Annotated in this window: 17 protein-coding genes; 8 read left to right on the top strand and 9 right to left on the bottom strand. The window is 64.6% G+C overall.

The genetic code is table 11. The annotated features are described in order from the left end of the window. Positions 1 to 2 precede the first annotated feature (2 nt). Together AC07P1_RS16905 and AC07P1_RS16900 are read right to left on the bottom strand one after the other, a co-directional pair. Positions 3 to 1,601 (bottom strand): peptidoglycan DD-metalloendopeptidase family protein, encoded by a 1,599-nt coding sequence (locus AC07P1_RS16905; RefSeq protein WP_494696916.1) that lies wholly within the window; start codon positions 1,599 to 1,601, stop codon positions 3 to 5. Then, entirely contained in the window at positions 1,598 to 1,993 is a 396-nt protein-coding gene (locus AC07P1_RS16900) for a BlaI/MecI/CopY family transcriptional regulator (RefSeq protein ID WP_494696915.1), read from the bottom strand. The genes AC07P1_RS16905 and AC07P1_RS16900 overlap by 4 nt, the downstream gene beginning before the upstream one ends. Before the next feature lie 303 nt (positions 1,994 to 2,296). Between AC07P1_RS16900 and trhA the strand changes: the two genes are divergently transcribed. The 7 genes from trhA to AC07P1_RS16865 all read left to right on the top strand — a co-directional run bounded on the left by trhA (position 2,297) and on the right by AC07P1_RS16865 (position 7,239). Beyond that, on the top strand, positions 2,297 to 2,914 hold the full coding sequence (trhA, locus tag AC07P1_RS16895) for a PAQR family membrane homeostasis protein TrhA (RefSeq protein WP_494696914.1): 618 nt from the start codon (positions 2,297 to 2,299) through the stop codon (positions 2,912 to 2,914). Between the two features lie 31 nt (positions 2,915 to 2,945). Continuing rightward, a complete protein-coding gene (locus tag AC07P1_RS16890; RefSeq protein WP_494696913.1) occupies positions 2,946 to 3,827 on the top strand; it encodes a LysR substrate-binding domain-containing protein in 882 nt (293 codons plus the stop codon). 195 nt (positions 3,828 to 4,022) lie between these two features. Further along, positions 4,023 to 4,184, top strand: coding sequence for a hypothetical protein (locus AC07P1_RS16885; protein ID WP_494696912.1), 162 nt, complete (start codon positions 4,023 to 4,025; stop codon positions 4,182 to 4,184). A gap of 117 nt (positions 4,185 to 4,301) precedes the next feature. After that, entirely contained in the window at positions 4,302 to 4,679 is a 378-nt protein-coding gene (locus AC07P1_RS16880; RefSeq protein WP_494696911.1) for a LiaI-LiaF-like domain-containing protein, read from the top strand. Continuing rightward, positions 4,676 to 5,383: a LiaI-LiaF-like domain-containing protein gene (locus AC07P1_RS16875; protein WP_494696910.1), complete on the top strand. Its 708-nt coding sequence runs from the start codon at positions 4,676 to 4,678 to the stop codon at positions 5,381 to 5,383. The genes AC07P1_RS16880 and AC07P1_RS16875 overlap by 4 nt, the downstream gene beginning before the upstream one ends. Before the next feature lie 13 nt (positions 5,384 to 5,396). Next, on the top strand, positions 5,397 to 6,479 hold the full coding sequence (locus tag AC07P1_RS16870; protein WP_494696909.1) for a sensor histidine kinase: 1,083 nt from the start codon (positions 5,397 to 5,399) through the stop codon (positions 6,477 to 6,479). A 16-nt stretch (positions 6,480 to 6,495) separates the two neighbouring features. After that, complete coding sequence (locus tag AC07P1_RS16865; protein WP_494696908.1) at positions 6,496 to 7,239, top strand: LytR/AlgR family response regulator transcription factor; 744 nt, start codon at positions 6,496 to 6,498, stop codon at positions 7,237 to 7,239. 6 nt (positions 7,240 to 7,245) lie between these two features. Here the strand turns inward: AC07P1_RS16865 and AC07P1_RS16860 are convergent, their stop codons facing one another. The 7 genes from AC07P1_RS16860 to AC07P1_RS16830 all read right to left on the bottom strand — a co-directional run bounded on the left by AC07P1_RS16860 (position 7,246) and on the right by AC07P1_RS16830 (position 15,441). Beyond that, positions 7,246 to 7,554, bottom strand: coding sequence for a PEP-CTERM sorting domain-containing protein (locus AC07P1_RS16860; RefSeq protein WP_494696907.1), 309 nt, complete (start codon positions 7,552 to 7,554; stop codon positions 7,246 to 7,248). 125 nt (positions 7,555 to 7,679) lie between these two features. Then, a complete protein-coding gene (locus AC07P1_RS16855) occupies positions 7,680 to 10,022 on the bottom strand; it encodes an ATP-dependent DNA helicase (RefSeq protein WP_494696906.1) in 2,343 nt (780 codons plus the stop codon). Continuing rightward, positions 10,010 to 11,650, bottom strand: a complete 1,641-nt coding sequence (locus AC07P1_RS16850) for a VRR-NUC domain-containing protein (protein ID WP_494696905.1) — start codon at positions 11,648 to 11,650, stop codon at positions 10,010 to 10,012. The genes AC07P1_RS16855 and AC07P1_RS16850 overlap by 13 nt, the downstream gene beginning before the upstream one ends. A gap of 204 nt (positions 11,651 to 11,854) precedes the next feature. Further along, positions 11,855 to 12,409 (bottom strand): phasin family protein, encoded by a 555-nt coding sequence (locus AC07P1_RS16845; RefSeq protein ID WP_494696904.1) that lies wholly within the window; start codon positions 12,407 to 12,409, stop codon positions 11,855 to 11,857. Positions 12,410 to 12,474: 65 nt separating this feature from the next. Next, positions 12,475 to 12,684 carry a hypothetical protein gene (locus AC07P1_RS16840; protein ID WP_494696903.1) on the bottom strand — a complete coding sequence of 70 codons (210 nt, stop codon included), beginning with the start codon at positions 12,682 to 12,684 and terminating at the stop codon, positions 12,475 to 12,477. 67 nt (positions 12,685 to 12,751) lie between these two features. Beyond that, positions 12,752 to 14,950, bottom strand: a complete 2,199-nt coding sequence (locus AC07P1_RS16835; RefSeq protein WP_494696902.1) for an ATP-binding protein — start codon at positions 14,948 to 14,950, stop codon at positions 12,752 to 12,754. A 71-nt stretch (positions 14,951 to 15,021) separates the two neighbouring features. Then, positions 15,022 to 15,441 carry a winged helix-turn-helix transcriptional regulator gene (locus AC07P1_RS16830; RefSeq protein WP_494696901.1) on the bottom strand — a complete coding sequence of 140 codons (420 nt, stop codon included), beginning with the start codon at positions 15,439 to 15,441 and terminating at the stop codon, positions 15,022 to 15,024. 127 nt (positions 15,442 to 15,568) lie between these two features. On the opposite strand from AC07P1_RS16830, the gene AC07P1_RS16825 reads away from it, so the two are divergent. After that, on the top strand, positions 15,569 to 16,417 hold the full coding sequence (locus AC07P1_RS16825) for an NmrA family NAD(P)-binding protein (protein WP_494696900.1): 849 nt from the start codon (positions 15,569 to 15,571) through the stop codon (positions 16,415 to 16,417). Positions 16,418 to 16,463: the final 46 nt, after the last annotated feature.

Here is a 16,463-nt window from a genome sequence, read left to right as displayed (position 1 = left end):
GCCTAGTAGCCTTGTTGCAGACGTCTGACCTTCAGCGCGCGCCGGGTGGCGTGGGCGTCGAGATCGGCGAGCACCGTCGCCGGATCGATCGTCCGACTATCCTCACGCACCTCGAAGTGCAGATGCGGCCCGGTGGCGAAGCCGGTTTCGCCGACGGCGCCGATCAGTTGTCCGGCGGTGACGCGGTCGCCGGCTTTGACGGCGATGCCGTTCAAATGTGCATACAGCGTTTGCCGCGAGCCGGTTTCGATAATGACCGAGGTGCCGTAGCGGCCATTGTTCTCCGCCAGCTCGCCGGCTGCGATCACTTTGCCGGCCGCCGCCGCGTGTATCGGCGTGCCTTTGGGCGCCGCCAGGTCGATTCCTTGGTGCGGCCTGTTCGAGACGTCGCGCCGCACGCCGAAGAAGCCGGACACGCGCATCTTGTCGAGCGGATGGCGCCAGGTGGCGGCGGCCGGCGCCAAGGTATCGACAGCCGCCGGCCCGGCCGTGGCCTGCCGCTCGATATTGAACGCCAGCGCAGGCTGCAGCAGGGCGCCCGCCGCCAGCACCGCCGCCATCAGCGCCGCCACGGTCCACGCGGCCACGGTGTTCAGCGCCGGCAGCGAGGTTTTCTGCATATGCAGGATGCGCGCGGCGATGGTCTCGCCATGAATGCCGCCGAACGCCAGGCCGCCATTCGGCGCCATGGTTGCCTGCGCCTTCCACTGTTGCAGCAGCGCGGCGGCGTAGCGCTTGCGCTGTTGCTGTGGACGGCCGGCCAGCACGCGGTGGTCGCACGCCAGTTCCAGCGCCCACGTCATCTTCGCGGCCAGCCGGCGCAGCGCGGGATTGAACCAGAATACCGTTTGCAGCGCGGCCGACACGCCCAGGCAAAGTGGATCGCGCGCGCGCCAGTGGTGCAGTTCGTGCGCGACGATCATCTGCTGCTGATCGGCGCTGAACTGCCGCAGATGGCGCGGCAGCAGCAGTATCGGCCGGCGCACGCCGATCAGCATCGGCGAGATTGCCGCCCCGGTCTCCATCACCGTCAGGCGGGATCGCCCGATCTCGGACAGTTGATCCTCGCTGAACGCCCCATGCGCCAGCAACTCGCGCGGTGAAAGGGTCCGGGTGGCCGCCAGCAATCGCCGCCACAGCATATTGGCGCGCAGCAGGCGGGCCAGCGCGTATGCCAGGCCGGCGGTGTACAACGCGGCCCACAATATCGGCAGCCCCACCGCCAGCGCAGCCATGGACGGCTGCCGGCTGCCGACATCACCGGCTGCGCCACGCGGCGCGGTATCGGCATGGCCGAGTGGCTCGGCGTCGCCATGTTCATCGCCGCCATCGTCCAGCGCCAGGCCGCGGATGGCCGATGACTCTTCCGCGTTCAACGTGACGGCCGGCGCCACGCTGATTTGTTCGCCGTGCGGCAGGAAGGGCAGCAGTGCCGCGCCGGCGACGACCACTTGCGCGGCCAGCCATACCGCGCGACGCGCCGCCAGCGCCGGCCACACACGCAGCGCGGCGTTCAGCAGGTAGTACATCGCCAGCCCCGCCAGCGCGCAGCTGACGCTGGCCAGCAGCCATTTGAACATCAGCACATAGGCGGACATCATGGCTTGGCCGCGTCGTCGTCCGGCCACTCGTGCAGCATCTGCTCCAATTGCGCCAACTCCTGCTGGTCGACCAGTTTGCTGCCGGTGAACATGGTGACGGGCAGCGGCGCGTCCATCTCCATCACGCGACGGCCGAAGTCGTGCGCGAACGCGGCCAGGGTGCCGACTTTTTCCAGCTGCGCGCTGTAGACGTTGATGCCGTGGACCGTTTGCAGGCTGACCATGCGCTTTTCCAGCATGCGGTCCAGCGTCTTGCGGGTCGACGAGAACGACCACGCCAGTTCGTCGGCGGCGGCGTCGTGGATCTCGCGGGCGCTGAGCGGTTGTTGCTTCCACAGCGCTTTCAGCAGTGTCAGCTCGCTGACAGAGGGAATGGGGGTATTGACGGACATGGCTGGACCTTTATGCGACGATTGGGATGATTATGCGACACGTGTCGCATGCCGGTCAATCCCCCAATTGAACGAATTTGTAACATTGCTTTGAATTAATTCCTAATATGCTACGATTGAGTTTTTGCTAATTGCAAATAAGGTATGGTCGATGCAGGCGGGACCGAAGGTATCGCGGCGCGGGTATATGGCTGAACGCTCTTGAGCGCGTGGTGAACACGATCGTGGCGGGCGGCGATGCGCTATACAATGCACCTGGCCACAGCGCTCCCTGCCGTGGCCACATCTGCATTGGAAGCACATATGTATTACGGAGAGCGCTTCAACAGCATCACCCACGTCGTCGGCGCGGTGCTGGCCGCCATCGGCGGCACGCTGCTGATCGTGATGGCGGCGCGCAGCGGCGACATCTGGAAGGTGGTCAGCTTCAGCGTCTACGCCGCCACCTTGCTCGGACTGTATCTGACCTCGACCCTGTATCACAGCATGCGTGGCCGCGCCAAAGACGTGCTGCGGCGGATGGACCATTGCGCCATCTACCTGCTCATCGCCGGCAGCTATACGCCGTTCACGCTGGTCAGCCTGCGCGGACCGTGGGGCTGGTCGCTGTTCGGCGTGGTCTGGGGGCTGGCCGTCGTCGGCATTCTGCAGGAAATCTGGTACGCCAAGGGCGCGCGCGTGCTGTCGCTGGTGATCTACGTCGCCATGGGCTGGGTTGGCGTGATCGGCGCCAGTCCGCTGATCGACGCGCTGGGCTGGAACGGCTTCATGTGGTTGGCCGCCGGCGGCGTGGTCTACACGGTGGGCATCGCCTTCTTCGTCACCGACCACAAATGGCGCTACGGTCACGGCGTCTGGCATTTGTTTGTACTGGGCGGCAGCGCATGCCATTTCGGCGCGGTGCTGCTGTATGTGGCATAAACGTGGCGTAACGATTTTTTGAGCTGAAAACGTGGATATCAATTCCGACGATCTGAAAACTTTTATCACTGTGATCGACAGCGGCACGCTGAGCGCGGCGTCGGTCCATCTGGGCCAGACCACCTCCGGCGTGAGCCGCGCGCTGTCGCGGCTCGAGGACAAGCTGGCCACGTCGCTGCTGACGCGCACCACGCGCCGCATGGAGCTGACCGAGGAGGGCCACCTGTTCCTCGAACGCGCGCGGGCGATCCTGGGCGCGATGGAGGAGGCCGAGGAAACCATCCGCATCCGCCGCCAGAAGCCGGCCGGCCGTTTGTGCGTGGACGCGGCGTCGCCGTTCATGCTCCATTGCGTGGTGCCGCACATGGCGGAGTTCCGCGCGCTGTACCCGGACATCAAGCTCGAATTGAGCAGCAACGACCAGATCACCGATTTGATCGAGCACCGCACCGACGTCGCCATCCGCATCGGCGCGCTGGCCGATTCCACGCTGCACGCGCGCGCGCTCAGTTCGAGTCCGCTGCACGTCATGGCCAGTCCCGACTATCTGGCCCGCCACGGCACGCCGCAAAAGCCGGAGGACCTGGCCGCCCATTCGCTGGTCGGCTTCGCGCAGTACGAGCAGGGCAACAGCTGGCCGCTGCGCCACGCCACCGGCAACAGCCTGCAGATCGCGCCGTCGATCTCGGCCTCCAGCGGCGAAACCTTGCGCCAGCTGGCGCTGGCCGGGCAGGGAATCGTCTGCCTGGCCGACTTCATGACGCGCGCCGATCTCGACGCCGGCCGCCTGGTCAAGGTGCTCGAGGACAGCTACACCGGCTACCGGCAGCAGATCCACGCGGTCTATTACCGCAACACCCAGCTGGCGCAGCGCATCAGCTGTTTCCTCGAGTTCCTGCAGCGTAAGCTGTGAGGTCGGCTGTGACGTCAGCCGTGAGGTAGGCCGTGATGGTTGCGAGTGTGTGGCGCCGTACAGATATTGATAGCGTAGCGACGTACACTGGCCTTGCGTGCTTGGAGCGCATCGTCAGATGAAAGCTCGGCAGCAGGTAAGCCGGTAGCCTCAAGTACCGGCACCAACAACAGGGTTGCTGACTGGGAGAACATCATGTCGCAGACTACTCATCCATCCAAGCATCTGGTCCGGGCCTACCTGGAGCGCCGCGCGCGCGACGTCAAACCGCCGCCCAAGCCCGAGGAAATCCGCCGCCAGCTGGGCTGGGGCATGTTGATGTTCGAGCCCAAGCTTGGCAACGGCGGCCGCTCCTGAACCTGAACGACCCGCCTTTCGCCATTCACCGGCTCTTTTCCGCTATTCGCCGAATAGCGGTTCCCCCGCCTTCCGTTCCCCGGTATTGTTCTATCCATACCGACTTGGGGAACCCACATGAACGCAGAAATAGCTTATCAATGGCGCAAACAGCTGGTTTGGGGGCTGATCATGATCGCCGTCGGCTGCACCTTCCTGCTCGATCGCGCCGGCTACATCGAGGTAGAATTCGACATCACACGTTTGTGGCGCTACTGGCCATGGCTGGCGGTCATCAGCGGCATCACCCAACTCATTCCACCGACCTCGCCGAAGTACATCCTTGGCGGCCTGGGATGCCTGTTCACGGCCGGCTGGTGGTACGTCTCTTTCAACCGCATCTGGGGCTGGGGCTTCGAGGACACGTGGCCGGCGGTGATCATCGCCTTCGGCATAGGCTTGCTGCTGCGTCCACTGCTCGATAACATCTTCGCCGCCGCCAAGGAGCAAAAATGAGCTCCTTCGCCAAAACAGATGCAAAATCGCAGATGGCCATCGGTATCGCGGTCATCGTCATCGGCTTGCTTTTCCTGGTTGATAACCTGGGCTGGATCGACCTCGATTTCCGACGCCACCTGCTGCCGCTCGCGCTGATTTTCTTCGGTGCGCTCAAATTGATGCAAACCCGTACCTCGTCCGGCAAGTTGATCGGCGGAGGGTTGATCGCCGCCGGCTGCCTGATCTTCCTGCGCCGCTTCGGCATCCTCGACATCAGCTGGCAATCGCTGTGGCCCGTGATGCTGATCGTGTTCGGCATCGCGGTGGTGTTTAAATCGAGCTCCGGACGATCCGCCTTCAAGCAACCAAGCGCCAAGATGGACAACGAGTTCGATCAAATGGAAGTCGACATCACCTCGTTTATGGGCGCCTTCAAGCGCCGCATCATCACCGCCGATTTCCGCGGGGGCGAAATCACCGCGCTGATGGGCGGCTGCGATCTCGATCTGCGTCAAAGCTCGATCAACGGCGAGGCGGTGCTCAACGTGTTCTCGCTGTTCGGCGGCGTCACCATCAAGGTGCCGGTCGACTGGACGGTGGTCTTGCAGGGCACGCCGATCATGGGCGGCTTCGAGGAAAAGACCGCGCCCCCCGCCACGCCGGGCAAAGTACTGTACGTGCGCGGCTACGCCATCATGGGTGGGCTGGAAGTGCGTAATTAAGAAGTAGCCGAGCATGCAGGAGAACTCCCCCGGCCGGCGTGGCGCGGCCATTTACATGGTCGTGTGGCTGTTCATCGGCGTGGCGCTAGGCGGTGTGATCGCGCTGTTGGGCGACACGCCGATGGCCAACGCCATGCTGTTCGCCATTCCGATCAACCTGGTGTACGCATTCGCGGCCGGCTACTCGGCCTACTATCTGTGCCGCGCCTACCCGCTGGGCAGCCGGCGCCCGCTGTCGATCGCGCTGGTGTTGATGGCGGCGGCGGTGGTCTGCGGAATACTGTGGCTGCTGCTGGGGCATATGTGGAACGGCGTGACCAGGTTGCCGGGCGCCGACTGGGCGGGCATCGTCATCACCCGGCAGCTGTCGGCGCTGATCGTCGGACTGGGTATTCTGCTGTATGGCTTCGCGGCGGCGCTGCATTACATGGTGATCGAATTCCTGCGCGCCAAACAGGCCGAGCAGCGCGAGTTCGAATCGCTGCTGATGGCGCAGGAGGCCGAGCTGCGCATGCTGCGCACGCAGATCGATCCCCACTTCCTGTTCAACAGCCTCAATTCGATCAGCGCGCTGACCTCGCAGGACCCCAAGGCGGCGCGCCGCATGACGCTTGAACTGGCGAGCTTCTTCCGTCAAAGCCTGGGCATGGAGGCGCACAAGAAGGTCACGCTGGGCGAGGAGATGGTGCTGATACGGCACTTCCTGGGGATCGAACAGGTGCGCTTCGGCCAGCGGCTGCTGGTGGAGGAGTCGCTGGAGGACGCCGCGCTGGCATGCCTGGTGCCGCCGATGATCATCCAGCCGCTGGTGGAAAACGCCGTCAAGCACGGCATCTGCAATATGCCGGAAGGCGGAACGGTCAGGGTGGGCGCGCGGCGCGCCGGATCGGTGCTGTATATCCGCGTCGACAATCCGGTCGACGCCGATACGCCGCCGCAGGCGTCCGGCAAAGGCAGCGGCATCGGCCTGACGAATGTGCGCCAGCGCCTGGCGGGCGCGTACAAACACGAAGCCAGCATCCATTGGGGCTTCAACGAGACCGGCTTCGGCGTGGAGATCGCGATGCCGGCGCAAACGACAGAGGATGGAGAGTAATGGTGGAGACCAAAGCATGCGTATCGTAATCGTCGACGATGAAATGCTGGCGCGCGCGGTGGTGCGCGAATACCTGTCCGAGCATGCGGACGCGGAGATCGTGGCCGAATGCGCCAACGGCTTCGAGGCCGTCAAGGCGATCGCCGACCTGTCGCCCGACCTGGTGATCCTCGATATCCAGATGCCCAAGCTGGACGGGTTCGAAGTGGCCGAACTGGCGGGCGCCAAGACGCGCTACATCTTCGCCACCGCCTTCGACCAGTATGCGATCAAGGCGTTCGAGTTCCACGCGCTCGATTATCTGCTCAAACCTTTCAGCCAGCAGCGCTTCGACCAGGCGCTGGCGCATGCGCGCGCCAACGTGGGCAAGGGCGACGACGCGGCCGATCCCGTGGTGGAGAGCCTGGTGCGCGAAGCGGCCGGCCGCAACAAGCCGCTGGGCCGCGTGCTGATACGCGACGGCGCCAAGGTGCATGTCATCAGCAGCGACAAGATCGACTATATCGAGGCGCAGGACGATTATGTGCAGATCCGGGCGGAGGGCAAATCCTACCTGAAGAACCAGCGCCTGACGGAACTGGAAGGGCAGCTCGACGGCGAACAATTCCTGCGCATCCATCGCTCGTACATCGTCAATATCGCCTGCGTGGAGCGCATCGAACAGGCCACCAAGGACAGTCACGTGGCGATCCTGCGCGATGGCGTCAAGCTGCCGGTGAGCCGCAGCGGCTATCAGAAAATCAGGGATGTGATCCAGTAAGCGCTGTTAAAACGGTTTGCTCTGTTTGCGCGCCGCGATGCCCAGCATGCTCAGGCCGAGCATGACCGTCAGCACCGCCGACGGCTCCGGCACGGACGACACGGGCAGCACCAGCAGCGTGTCGTTGCCGGTGGCGATGACGTTGCCGGCGCTGTAGTCGTACTTGGACAAGTAGGCTTGAGGATCGATGCTGGCATTCCAGACAGGCGACGGGCCGGTGGCGATATCATCGTTGGCGACAATGATCACGGCGGCGAATGATGGTGAGCTGATCAGCAATAGCGCACACAGCATGAAGCAAATCGTCTTCGGCATTGGTATACACCTGTTGTCAGTTATAAACAAAAGCCTTGTGGGCTCAGCCAATTATCATACTACTAAATAATTATCATTATTTTATTTAATTTTCCCATTGTGCAAACGTTGCCAATAGTGTGCGTCTATGGAGTTGGGAGCGCGGATTCAATCCGCCACCAGGCCGGCATCAACTGCTGGATCTCCGGACGGCCGAAGCGGTCGTCGATCAGGTAGACGGTGCCCTGGTCGGACTGGGTGCGGATCACGCGGCCCGCCGCCTGCACCACTTTTTGCAGGCCGGGATAGGTGTAGGTGTAGTCGTAGCCGGCGCCGAAGATGGCGTCCATGCGCAGGCGGATTTGCTCGTTGACGGGATTGATCTGCGGTAGTCCCAGGGTGGCGACGAAGGCGCCGATCAGGCGCGCGCCGGGCAGGTCGACGCCTTCGCCGAAAGAGCCGCCCAGCACCGCGAAGCCGATGCCTTCGCTCTCCAGCGTGAAGCGGGCCAGGAACTGCGCGCGCTCGGCTTCGTCCATGCGGCGCGACTGGCGCCACACCGGCACGTCCGGATAGGCTTCGGCGAACTGGTTGGCCGCCTTTTCCATGTAGTCGAAGCTGCTGAAGAAGGCCAGGTAATTGCCGCGCTGGCGCTGGTACTGGCGTCCCATCAGGGCGGCGATGGGACGCAGCGATTGCTGGCGGTGCTGATAGCGCGTGGAGATGTGCGCGGCCACCTGCACCGACAGCTGCTCCGCCACGAACGGCGATTCGACATCGACCCAGGCCGTGGTGTCGGGCATGCCGAGCATGTCGCCGAAGTAGTTCCAGGGGCTGAGCGTGGCCGAGAACAGCGCGGTGGTGTGCGTGCTCTCGAAGCGCGGCTTGAGGAAGGGCGCCGGCACGATGTTGCGAATGCAGAGCACCGAGTTGGAATGGCTGGCGCGCGCGCCTTCGTTTTTTTCGATGTCGAACAGCGCGTGGTCGCCGAAGCTCTCGGCCAGCCGCGCGAACAGCAGGGCGCCGAAGTAGAATTCCTGCAGGTCGGCGTCGACATAGCTCGGGTGGTCGGCCATGTAGTCGGAGATCGCGGTGGCCGCCGTCTGCAGCGCGCCCATGAACTTCTCGGGCAACGTCGCGTAGCACTGGTATTCGGCCGTCTGGTCCTTTTCCAGCTGGTTCCATTGCCGGTGCACGCGGTCCAGCGGCTTTTTCAATTCCTCCGGCGCCACCTTGCGCAGCATGCGCAGGCTGGCGTGCTCCATCTCCGCGGAATACATCTTGCGCGCGCGGGAGACCATGTTGTGCGCCTCGTCCACCAGCACGTTGACCTTCCAGTCGTTGAGCAAGGTGAGGCTGTGCAGCATGGCGCTGATGTCGAAGTAGTAGTTGTAGTCGCCGATGACGATGTCGCACCAGCGCGCCATTTCGCTGCTCAGGTAATACGGGCAAACGTCGTGCGCCAGCGCGACCGCGCGCAAGGTTTCGCGGTCCAGCGCAAGGAAGGACGCCTTCGCCGCTTCGCCATCCCTCGGTGAAGGCGGCAGCATGATGTCCAGCGCCGACTGGCGCGCGGCCGGCAGGCGGTCGTAGAAGCCCTTGGCCAGCGGGCACGATTCGCCGTGGCAGGCCTTGTCCGGGTTGACGCAGGCGGTGGACTTGGCCGCCAGCTCCAGGGTGCGCAAAGGCAGCAGCGGCGCGCCTTCGCGGATGATGTCGACGGCGTCCAGCGCCATTTGCCGGCCCGAGGTCTTCGCGGCCAGGAAAAACACCTTGTCGACGCCATGTTCGGCGCTGGCCTTCAGCATCGGGAACAGGCTGCCGACGGTCTTGCCGATGCCGGTCGGCGCCTGCGCCAGCAGGCACACGCCCCGGTTGCTGGCCTTGTACATCGCCTCGGCCAGTTGCCGCTGGCCGGGACGGAAATCCGCGTGCGGAAACCGCATCGCCTTGAGCTGTGTGTCGCGGGCCTGGCGGTGCGCCATTTCCTTCTCCGCCCATCGCAGGAACAGGCCGCACTGCTTTTCGAAGTAGGCGCGCAAGCCAAGCGCCGCATGCTCCTCGTGCAGCACGGTTTCCTTCTGGCTGCCGATGTCGAAGTAGACCAGCGCCAGATGCACCTTGTCGAGGCCCTGGTTTTCGCACATCAGATGACCATAGATCCTGACCTGCGCCCAATGGAGCTGGCGCTGGTTGTCGGGCATCTTCTTCAAGTCGCCGCGATAGGTCTTGATTTCCTCCAGCCGGTTGGCGCGGCGATCGTAGCCGTCGGCGCGGCCGCGCACATGCAGCGGGCCGAAGTCGCCGGACAAGGCGATCTCGGTTTCGTAGTCTTCGTCGCGGCGCGAGGTCACCAGCGCGTGGCCGGCGATGCCTTCCTGCGCCGTGGGCGAGGGCGTGAAGCGCAGATCCAGGTCGCCGGTCTTGGCGGTGAATTCGCACAGCGCGCGCACGGCGACGGTGTAGGTGGCGCCGTTCATGCCGCCCATTGCAGATAGCAGACCGAGATCGGCATCTGGTGCGTGGCGCAGTATTCGATCCAGCGCAGCTGGTTGTCCTGCAGGCGGTCGCCGGGGCCCTTCACCTCGATCATGTTGTAGCGCCGCTCGGAGGGCCAGAACTGGATCAGGTCGGGGAAGCCGCTGCGGTTGGCCTTGATGTCGAGCAGGATGCGCTCGAAGGCGCGCTTCAGGTGCAGCGGCGGGATGCAGTCGAGCGCCAGCCCGATCAGGTCCTCGTCGAGCGCCTCCCAGTACAGGAAAGGCGACTGGATGCCGGTCTTGGCCGCGTAGTTGGCCAGGATGGTGGCGCGGTACTCATCGCCGTCGAGCTGCGCCAGGCAGTTGGCGAATTGCTGCGCGCGGCGGCGCTGGAAATCGGCGCTGTGCAGGTCGGCCGGACCGCGATGGTAGGGATGGAAGAAGGCGCCCGGTATCGGGCAGAACACCGCGTCCCAGCACAGCAGCCCGAACAGGGAGTTGATCAGCGAATTTTCAACGTAGTAGACCGGCGCGTCGTCGCGCGTCAGATGGTCGCGCACGACGAATTCGACGTAGCTCGGCTCCGGCGGCGGCGGCAGGCTCAGATCGATGCGCAGCGCCTGCGCCAGCGGCGTGCGCGGCGGCTTGGCGTGGCCCAGCTTGCGCGCCAGGCGTGGCGCCATGCGCAGCAGTTGCTGGCGTTCGGCCTCGCTCTCGGGCTGTTGCAGCGCGACCTGAAGCAAATCAAAAGCTTCGCGCGGCTGTTCGTCTTTTTCCAGCACGCGGATGGCGCGCGCGCGGGCGCCCGGATAGTGGCAGCTTGCATAGAGCGCGTGCGCGGCCTTCCAGTCGGCCAGCTTTTCCACATGCTGGGCGATGGTGAAGGTCAGCTTGTCGCGGCGGCTGCGCAGCCATTCGTTATCGTCCGAGCAGGGCGGCAGATCGCGGATCACGTCGGCCGGGTCCTCGCCATCGACAAAACGCTCGTGGCAACGGTGCAGCATCAGGAAATCGTCGATGTCGCGGCGGCTGCGGAAGCCGCGCGCGGCCGGCGAAAACGCCACCTTCTCGTACTGGTAGATGCCCAGGTCGGACAGCACGAACTCGGTCCAGTCCTGGTGATAGTTGCCGAAGAAGATAAGGCGCAGGCGGTCGCACAGTTGCTGCGTCAGATGGCTGTAGACATGGTCGCCGGAATTCTCGTACCAGTTCGAAAAGCGGTGCCGGCCATCGTACTGCTCGCGCAGCGCCTCCAGTTGCTCGCTCTTGCGCAACTGCCGCACGTGCGGCGCCAGCTGGAAGATCTTGCCGATCTCCGGCTTTTGCAGCAAATCGAACAGCTGTTCCAGGTCCAGCAGCGGATCTTCCTCGATCAGGCCCAGCGCGGTGAGCGGACGGGCGGCCTCGTGCGCGCTACCGATTTCGGCGTAGGCCAGCTTGCTCGCCCGGAATAGCGTTCCCTTGCGCATGACCATGCGCACCAGCAGCGCGCGCGACGCCTGCGGCAGCGTGGGAAAGGCGGTGATGAAGTCGCGTTCCTCGGTGGTCAGCAGATCGTCGTAACGGTCGCCTATCCACGCCAGCACCTGATGGAAGTTATCCAGGTAATAAAACGCGTTGTCGAGAACTTTGATCATTGCAGGGGAAGCGGAAGCGAGGAGAACGATAAACTGTATTTATATACAGTGTATCGCTTTCAGCACCGCTTGCCCAGCAAAATCAACTCCGGGGTCAGGTCCACCAATTCTACACAAGCTCGGCGCTATAGCATCGATACAGCACAGTTCGTGTAGAAATGGTGGACCTGACCCCGGATTATGCCCCCGGATTAGAGGGATCGATCAGGCTTGCTTGGCGGCGGGGGTGTTTTTTTCCACCATTTCGCTGGCTTTGGCGATTTGCGCCTCCACCGACTGTACCGCCTGCTTGGTGGCTTTGGTCACCTGCTCGTAGCCGTTGAAGGCGTTGTCGATGGCGGTTTTGACGATCTGCACCGCGTTTTCCGAGCCCGGACGCACGTTTTTGGTGACGTCGTAGATCAGCGCGCTCAGATTGCTCTTGGCCTCGGCCACATGGGCGTCGGCGGCGCGGGTGAACTCTTCGCGGATCTCGGCGATGATCAGGCCCAGCTGCTGGTTGTAGGCGTTCGCGCCGGCGACGCCGGGCTGCAGCTTGGCGGCGGCCAGGCTCATCGCCGCTTTCGGGTCGGCCGCCTGGCTCATTTCCTTGCCTGTGGCCAGGCCGTCCTCCATCTGCGACTTGGCGGTCGCCATGTTCAGCGCGACCACCTGCTCGACGCCTTGCACGGCTTTGCTGGTCAGTGCGTTAAATGTTTCAAGTTGGAATTCAAACAGGGCTTTGGTGGCGTTGGCAAATTGCTCGGGATTCGTAAACATACAGTCTCCTCATTATGATGATGGTATGTAATGCCCCGGGGTTCTCCCGTGTTGTTGTGGGTCCATTATTTAGCAAGAACTAACTTTTCGCAACGGCTATCTTTGTACGGTCCCGCCACCTTCTCCCAGCCGGCGCCGAGCGGGGTTTGCGAACATGCCAGCTTGCCGTCGATTTTGCTGCGGTACTGCCACCAGGGCGCCGGACCGGCGCCGAGCTGGCCGCTGCACAGCGCCAGTGTCAGCAGGGCGGCGACGCGCGTATTGATATTCGTCATGCTCCCAGCGTACAGCAAATCGGCGCCGGTGGCGATGCGTGTCGATCCGGCATCATGGTCGATAACATCATAGCGGTGCGACCTTGGGCAGCCGCAAGGTGAAGCGCGCGCCTCCGCCCTCGGCGCTGCTGGCGTCGATGCGCCCGCCCAGCAAGCCGGTGACGATGTTATGGGTGATGTACAGGCCCAGCCCGGAGCCGCCCGAGCCGAGCCGGGTGGTGAAGAAGGGGTCGTAGATGCGCGGCAGGTTGGCGGCCGGGATGCCGGCGCCGGTGTCGCCGACTTCGATGACGAGCTCGCCGTTGCCGCCGTCGCGGGCCGACAGGGTGATCGTGCCGGAGGTGCGGCCGTCGAAGCCGTGCACGATGCTGTTCTCGATCAGGTTGTGCAGCGCCTGGCTGAGCGGACCCGGATAGCTGTCCATTTCCAGCATGTGGTCCACGTCCTCCTCCAAGGTCAAGCCGTGCCGGCGCAGCTCGGCGTCGAGCGGTTGCAGCAGTTGCGCGATCGGGTCGCCCAGCGCGAAGCGGGACCGCTGCGAACTGGCGCTGTCGGCGGCGATGTGCTTGAAGCTGGCCACCAGCGCCGCCGCGCGGGTGAGGTTGCGCACCACCACCTCGTCGGCGCTGGCGGCCTCCTTCAAATAGCTTTCCAGCGCCGAGCGGCGCAGGCCGCTGTCCATGTCGCGCCGCAGTTCGGCCGTGCGCTCGCTCATGCTGGCGGCCATCACCAGGCTGTTGCCGATCGGCGTGTTGAGCTCGTGCGCCACGCCCGCCACCAGCGCGCCCAGCGCCGCCAGCTTGTCGCGCCGCACCAGTTCCTCCTGCGTCAGGCTGAGGTTGTCGAGCGCGGTCGTCAGTTCCTCGTTGATGTGCTCGGCCTCTTCCTTGGCCTGCAGCAGCTCGGCCGTGCGCGCCGCCACCAGTTCCTCCAGATGCTCGCGGTGGCGCAGCAGTTCCTCCTCGCGGCGGGTGCGGACGATGGCGATGCCGGCGATGTAGGTGGCCGCGCCGATCAGGCTGAGATCCTCGGGACTGGGTGTGCGCACCTCGCGGTAGTACATCGCGAGCGAACCGAGCACGGTATCCTTGTCGAGCATGATCGGCACCGACCAGCACGCGCGCAGGCCATATTGCGCGGCCACCGCCTTGTACTCGGCCCATAGCGGATCGTTCATGATGTCGGCCACCACCACCGTTTGTTTGCGGTGGATGGCGGTACCGCAGGAGCCGGCCACCGGACCGATCGGCAAGCCCTCGAGGGAGGCGAGGTAGTCGGGCGGCATGCTCGGGCCGGCGCCGACCTGGACGGTGACGCCGTCCGGCGCCAGCAGCATGGCCGTGCACATCACGTCCTCGGACTGCGATTCGATCAGCAGCATCAGGCCGTTGAGGATATCGCGCAGCGGCGCGGCGCGGGCGATCATCTCCAGCAGACGGTTCTTGCCGTCGCGCAGCGCGTCGGCCAGCTTGCGGCGCGTGACATCGACCACCCGCACGTGCATCAGCCGGTGTGGTCCGGAACTGAGCGGCACCATGCGCAGCTCGCAACACGCCAAGCGTCCCGGGCGGTGCAGCATGGTGAGTTCGAACACCTGCACGCCGCCCGCCATGACCTGCTCGACATGCGCCTCGAACACCTGGGTTGACGGGCGTCCGTCCGGTTGCGCGGGCGGGCACAGCGACAGAAAATGCGTTTGCACCAGTTCCGTTTCCGTCAGGCCGAACAGCTCGCGCGTTCGGCGGTTGACGTCCAGGATGCGGTAGCTGCCGCGCTGCAACAGCAGGATGGCGTCGGGAGAACCCGACAGCATGGTGTGGTAGTTGACCTCCAGCGTGGACATGGCCGGCAGTTCGGCCGCGATCGGCGCGGGGGCGATGACCCGCAAGCGCAGCAGAATTTTTTCGGCCAGGTCGTCGGCGTTGAAACTGAGCGGCAGATAGGCGTCGGCGCCGACCGCCTGCGCGCGCTCGCCTTCCTCCTCGCTGGGCGCGCTGGACAACACGTAGATGGGCAAATCGGGATCGCACACCTGGCGCAGGCGCTGGCACAGTTCCAGGCCGGCGCTGCCGGCCAGTGCCGCGTCCACCACGGCCAGGGCGATGCCGCCGGCGGCGGCCACGAGCAGCGCTTCGTCGCCGCGGCCGACGGCGCGCACGTCATAGCCGTACCTGCCCAGCGTCTTGCCGAGCGTGACGTGATCGTACGCCGAGCTGGTGGCAATCAGTATCGTGTGCGGCTGATCGGGTGGGAACGGCGGCATCATGGGAGTGGGTCCGGTTCCGCAAGGCGGAGGTGAAAACTAGTGTATTACAAGATGGGCGGGACCTGCCAGCTTTATGCCGCCGCCACCGTGGCGGCCTCCTGCGCCTGTTTGATTTGAGGGAAGTTGTCCTCGATCCAATCGACCAGCACCTCGAGCCGTTCGGCCGCCTCGCGCCCCAGCGGGGTCAGGCTGTATTCCACGTGCGGCGGCAACACCTGTTGCGCCACGCGCAGCACCAGGCCGTCGTAGGCCAGCGCGTCGAGCGTCTGCGCCAGCATTTTCTCGCTGACCCCGCCGATCGCGCGCCGCAACTGGCTGAAGCGGTGGGTGCCGTCAAGCAGCACCACCAGCACCAGCACGCCCCAGCGGCTGGTGATGTGGGCCAGCACGGCGCGTGAAGGGCAATCGGCGGCGAGCACCTCGGCGCGCTGGCCGTCGCTCAGGGCCGCGAGGCTGCCGCGCAGGGATTTGCTGGTTTTCGGCTCGGTCATGACGGTGTCCATTCTGAATAGGGTGTACTTACTAAATTGTACGTACTTACAATTCGAAAGTATAGGCCTTATGATAGTCCAAACCGCGCGGAACGTCGCTGCGGCGCTCAATTTAAAGGAAAAAATCATGATTATTGTTACTGGTGCAACCGGCCAACTGGGCCGTCTGGTGATCGCTAGCCTGCTGAAAACCACGCCCGCCGCGCAGATCGTCGCCGCCGTGCGTGATGTCGCCAAGGCCGCCGATCTGGCCGCGCAGGGCGTGCGGGTGCGTCGTGCCGACTACAACGATGCCGCGTCGCTGGACAGCGCCTTCGTGGGCGCGACCAAGGTGCTGTTGATCTCGTCGAGCGAAGTGGGGCAGCGCGTGCCGCAGCACCGCGCCGTGATCGACGCCGCCGCCCGCGCCAAGGTCGGGCTGTTCGTCTACACCAGCGTGCTGCGCGCCGACAGCAGCCAACTGGGCCTCGCCGCCGAGCACCGCGAAACGGAGGCGTTGATCCGCGCCTCCGGCCTGGCCTACAGCCTGCTGCGCAACGGCTGGTATGTGGAGAATTACACTGCCGGCCTCGGTGGCGCGCTGGCGCACGGCGCGTTGGCCGGCGCGGCGGGGGAAGGGCGCATCGCCGCCGCCGCGCGCGCGGATTACGCTGACGCGGCCGCCGCCGTGCTGTCGGGCGCCGGGCCGGTCGAACAGGTGTATGAACTGGCGGGCGACACCGCGTTCACGCTGGCGGACCTGGCGGCGGAATTGTCGCGCCAGTCCGGCAAGCAGGTGCCGTTCCATAACTTGCCGCAGCAGGAGTACCGGGAGATGTTGATCGGCGTGGGCCTGCCGGCGCCGGTGGCCGACCTGATCGCCGATTCCGACGCCGCCGCCGCCAAGGGCGCGCTGGACGACAGCGGCCACGCGCTGAGCAAGCTGATCGGCCGCCCGACCATCTCACTGGCGGACGCCGTCAAGGCGGCGCTGTAGTTTTAGCGTTCAGTAATGAAAAAAGCTCCATCAGACCTTTCGGTTG

The organism is Duganella sp. GW821-FHT07F09 (genome assembly GCF_059418705.1).
Note: the sequence above shows the minus strand (reverse complement) of the source record. Positions and strands in the feature narration are given on the sequence as shown.

Coding starts and splice junctions, on each gene's coding strand:
- AC07P1_RS16905 (WP_494696916.1), bottom strand. CDS start 1,601: ATGATGTCCGCCTATGTGCTGATGTTCAAATGGCTGCTGGCCAGCGTC.
- AC07P1_RS16900 (WP_494696915.1), bottom strand. CDS start 1,993: ATGTCCGTCAATACCCCCATTCCCTCTGTCAGCGAGCTGACACTGCTG.
- trhA (WP_494696914.1), top strand. CDS start 2,297: ATGTATTACGGAGAGCGCTTCAACAGCATCACCCACGTCGTCGGCGCG.
- AC07P1_RS16885 (WP_494696912.1), top strand. CDS start 4,023: ATGTCGCAGACTACTCATCCATCCAAGCATCTGGTCCGGGCCTACCTG.
- AC07P1_RS16880 (WP_494696911.1), top strand. CDS start 4,302: ATGAACGCAGAAATAGCTTATCAATGGCGCAAACAGCTGGTTTGGGGG.
- AC07P1_RS16875 (WP_494696910.1), top strand. CDS start 4,676: ATGAGCTCCTTCGCCAAAACAGATGCAAAATCGCAGATGGCCATCGGT.
- AC07P1_RS16870 (WP_494696909.1), top strand. CDS start 5,397: ATGCAGGAGAACTCCCCCGGCCGGCGTGGCGCGGCCATTTACATGGTC.
- AC07P1_RS16865 (WP_494696908.1), top strand. CDS start 6,496: ATGCGTATCGTAATCGTCGACGATGAAATGCTGGCGCGCGCGGTGGTG.
- AC07P1_RS16860 (WP_494696907.1), bottom strand. CDS start 7,554: ATGCCGAAGACGATTTGCTTCATGCTGTGTGCGCTATTGCTGATCAGC.
- AC07P1_RS16855 (WP_494696906.1), bottom strand. CDS start 10,022: ATGGGCGGCATGAACGGCGCCACCTACACCGTCGCCGTGCGCGCGCTG.
- AC07P1_RS16850 (WP_494696905.1), bottom strand. CDS start 11,650: ATGATCAAAGTTCTCGACAACGCGTTTTATTACCTGGATAACTTCCAT.
- AC07P1_RS16845 (WP_494696904.1), bottom strand. CDS start 12,409: ATGTTTACGAATCCCGAGCAATTTGCCAACGCCACCAAAGCCCTGTTT.
- AC07P1_RS16840 (WP_494696903.1), bottom strand. CDS start 12,684: ATGACGAATATCAATACGCGCGTCGCCGCCCTGCTGACACTGGCGCTG.
- AC07P1_RS16835 (WP_494696902.1), bottom strand. CDS start 14,950: ATGATGCCGCCGTTCCCACCCGATCAGCCGCACACGATACTGATTGCC.
- AC07P1_RS16830 (WP_494696901.1), bottom strand. CDS start 15,441: ATGACCGAGCCGAAAACCAGCAAATCCCTGCGCGGCAGCCTCGCGGCC.
- AC07P1_RS16825 (WP_494696900.1), top strand. CDS start 15,569: ATGATTATTGTTACTGGTGCAACCGGCCAACTGGGCCGTCTGGTGATC.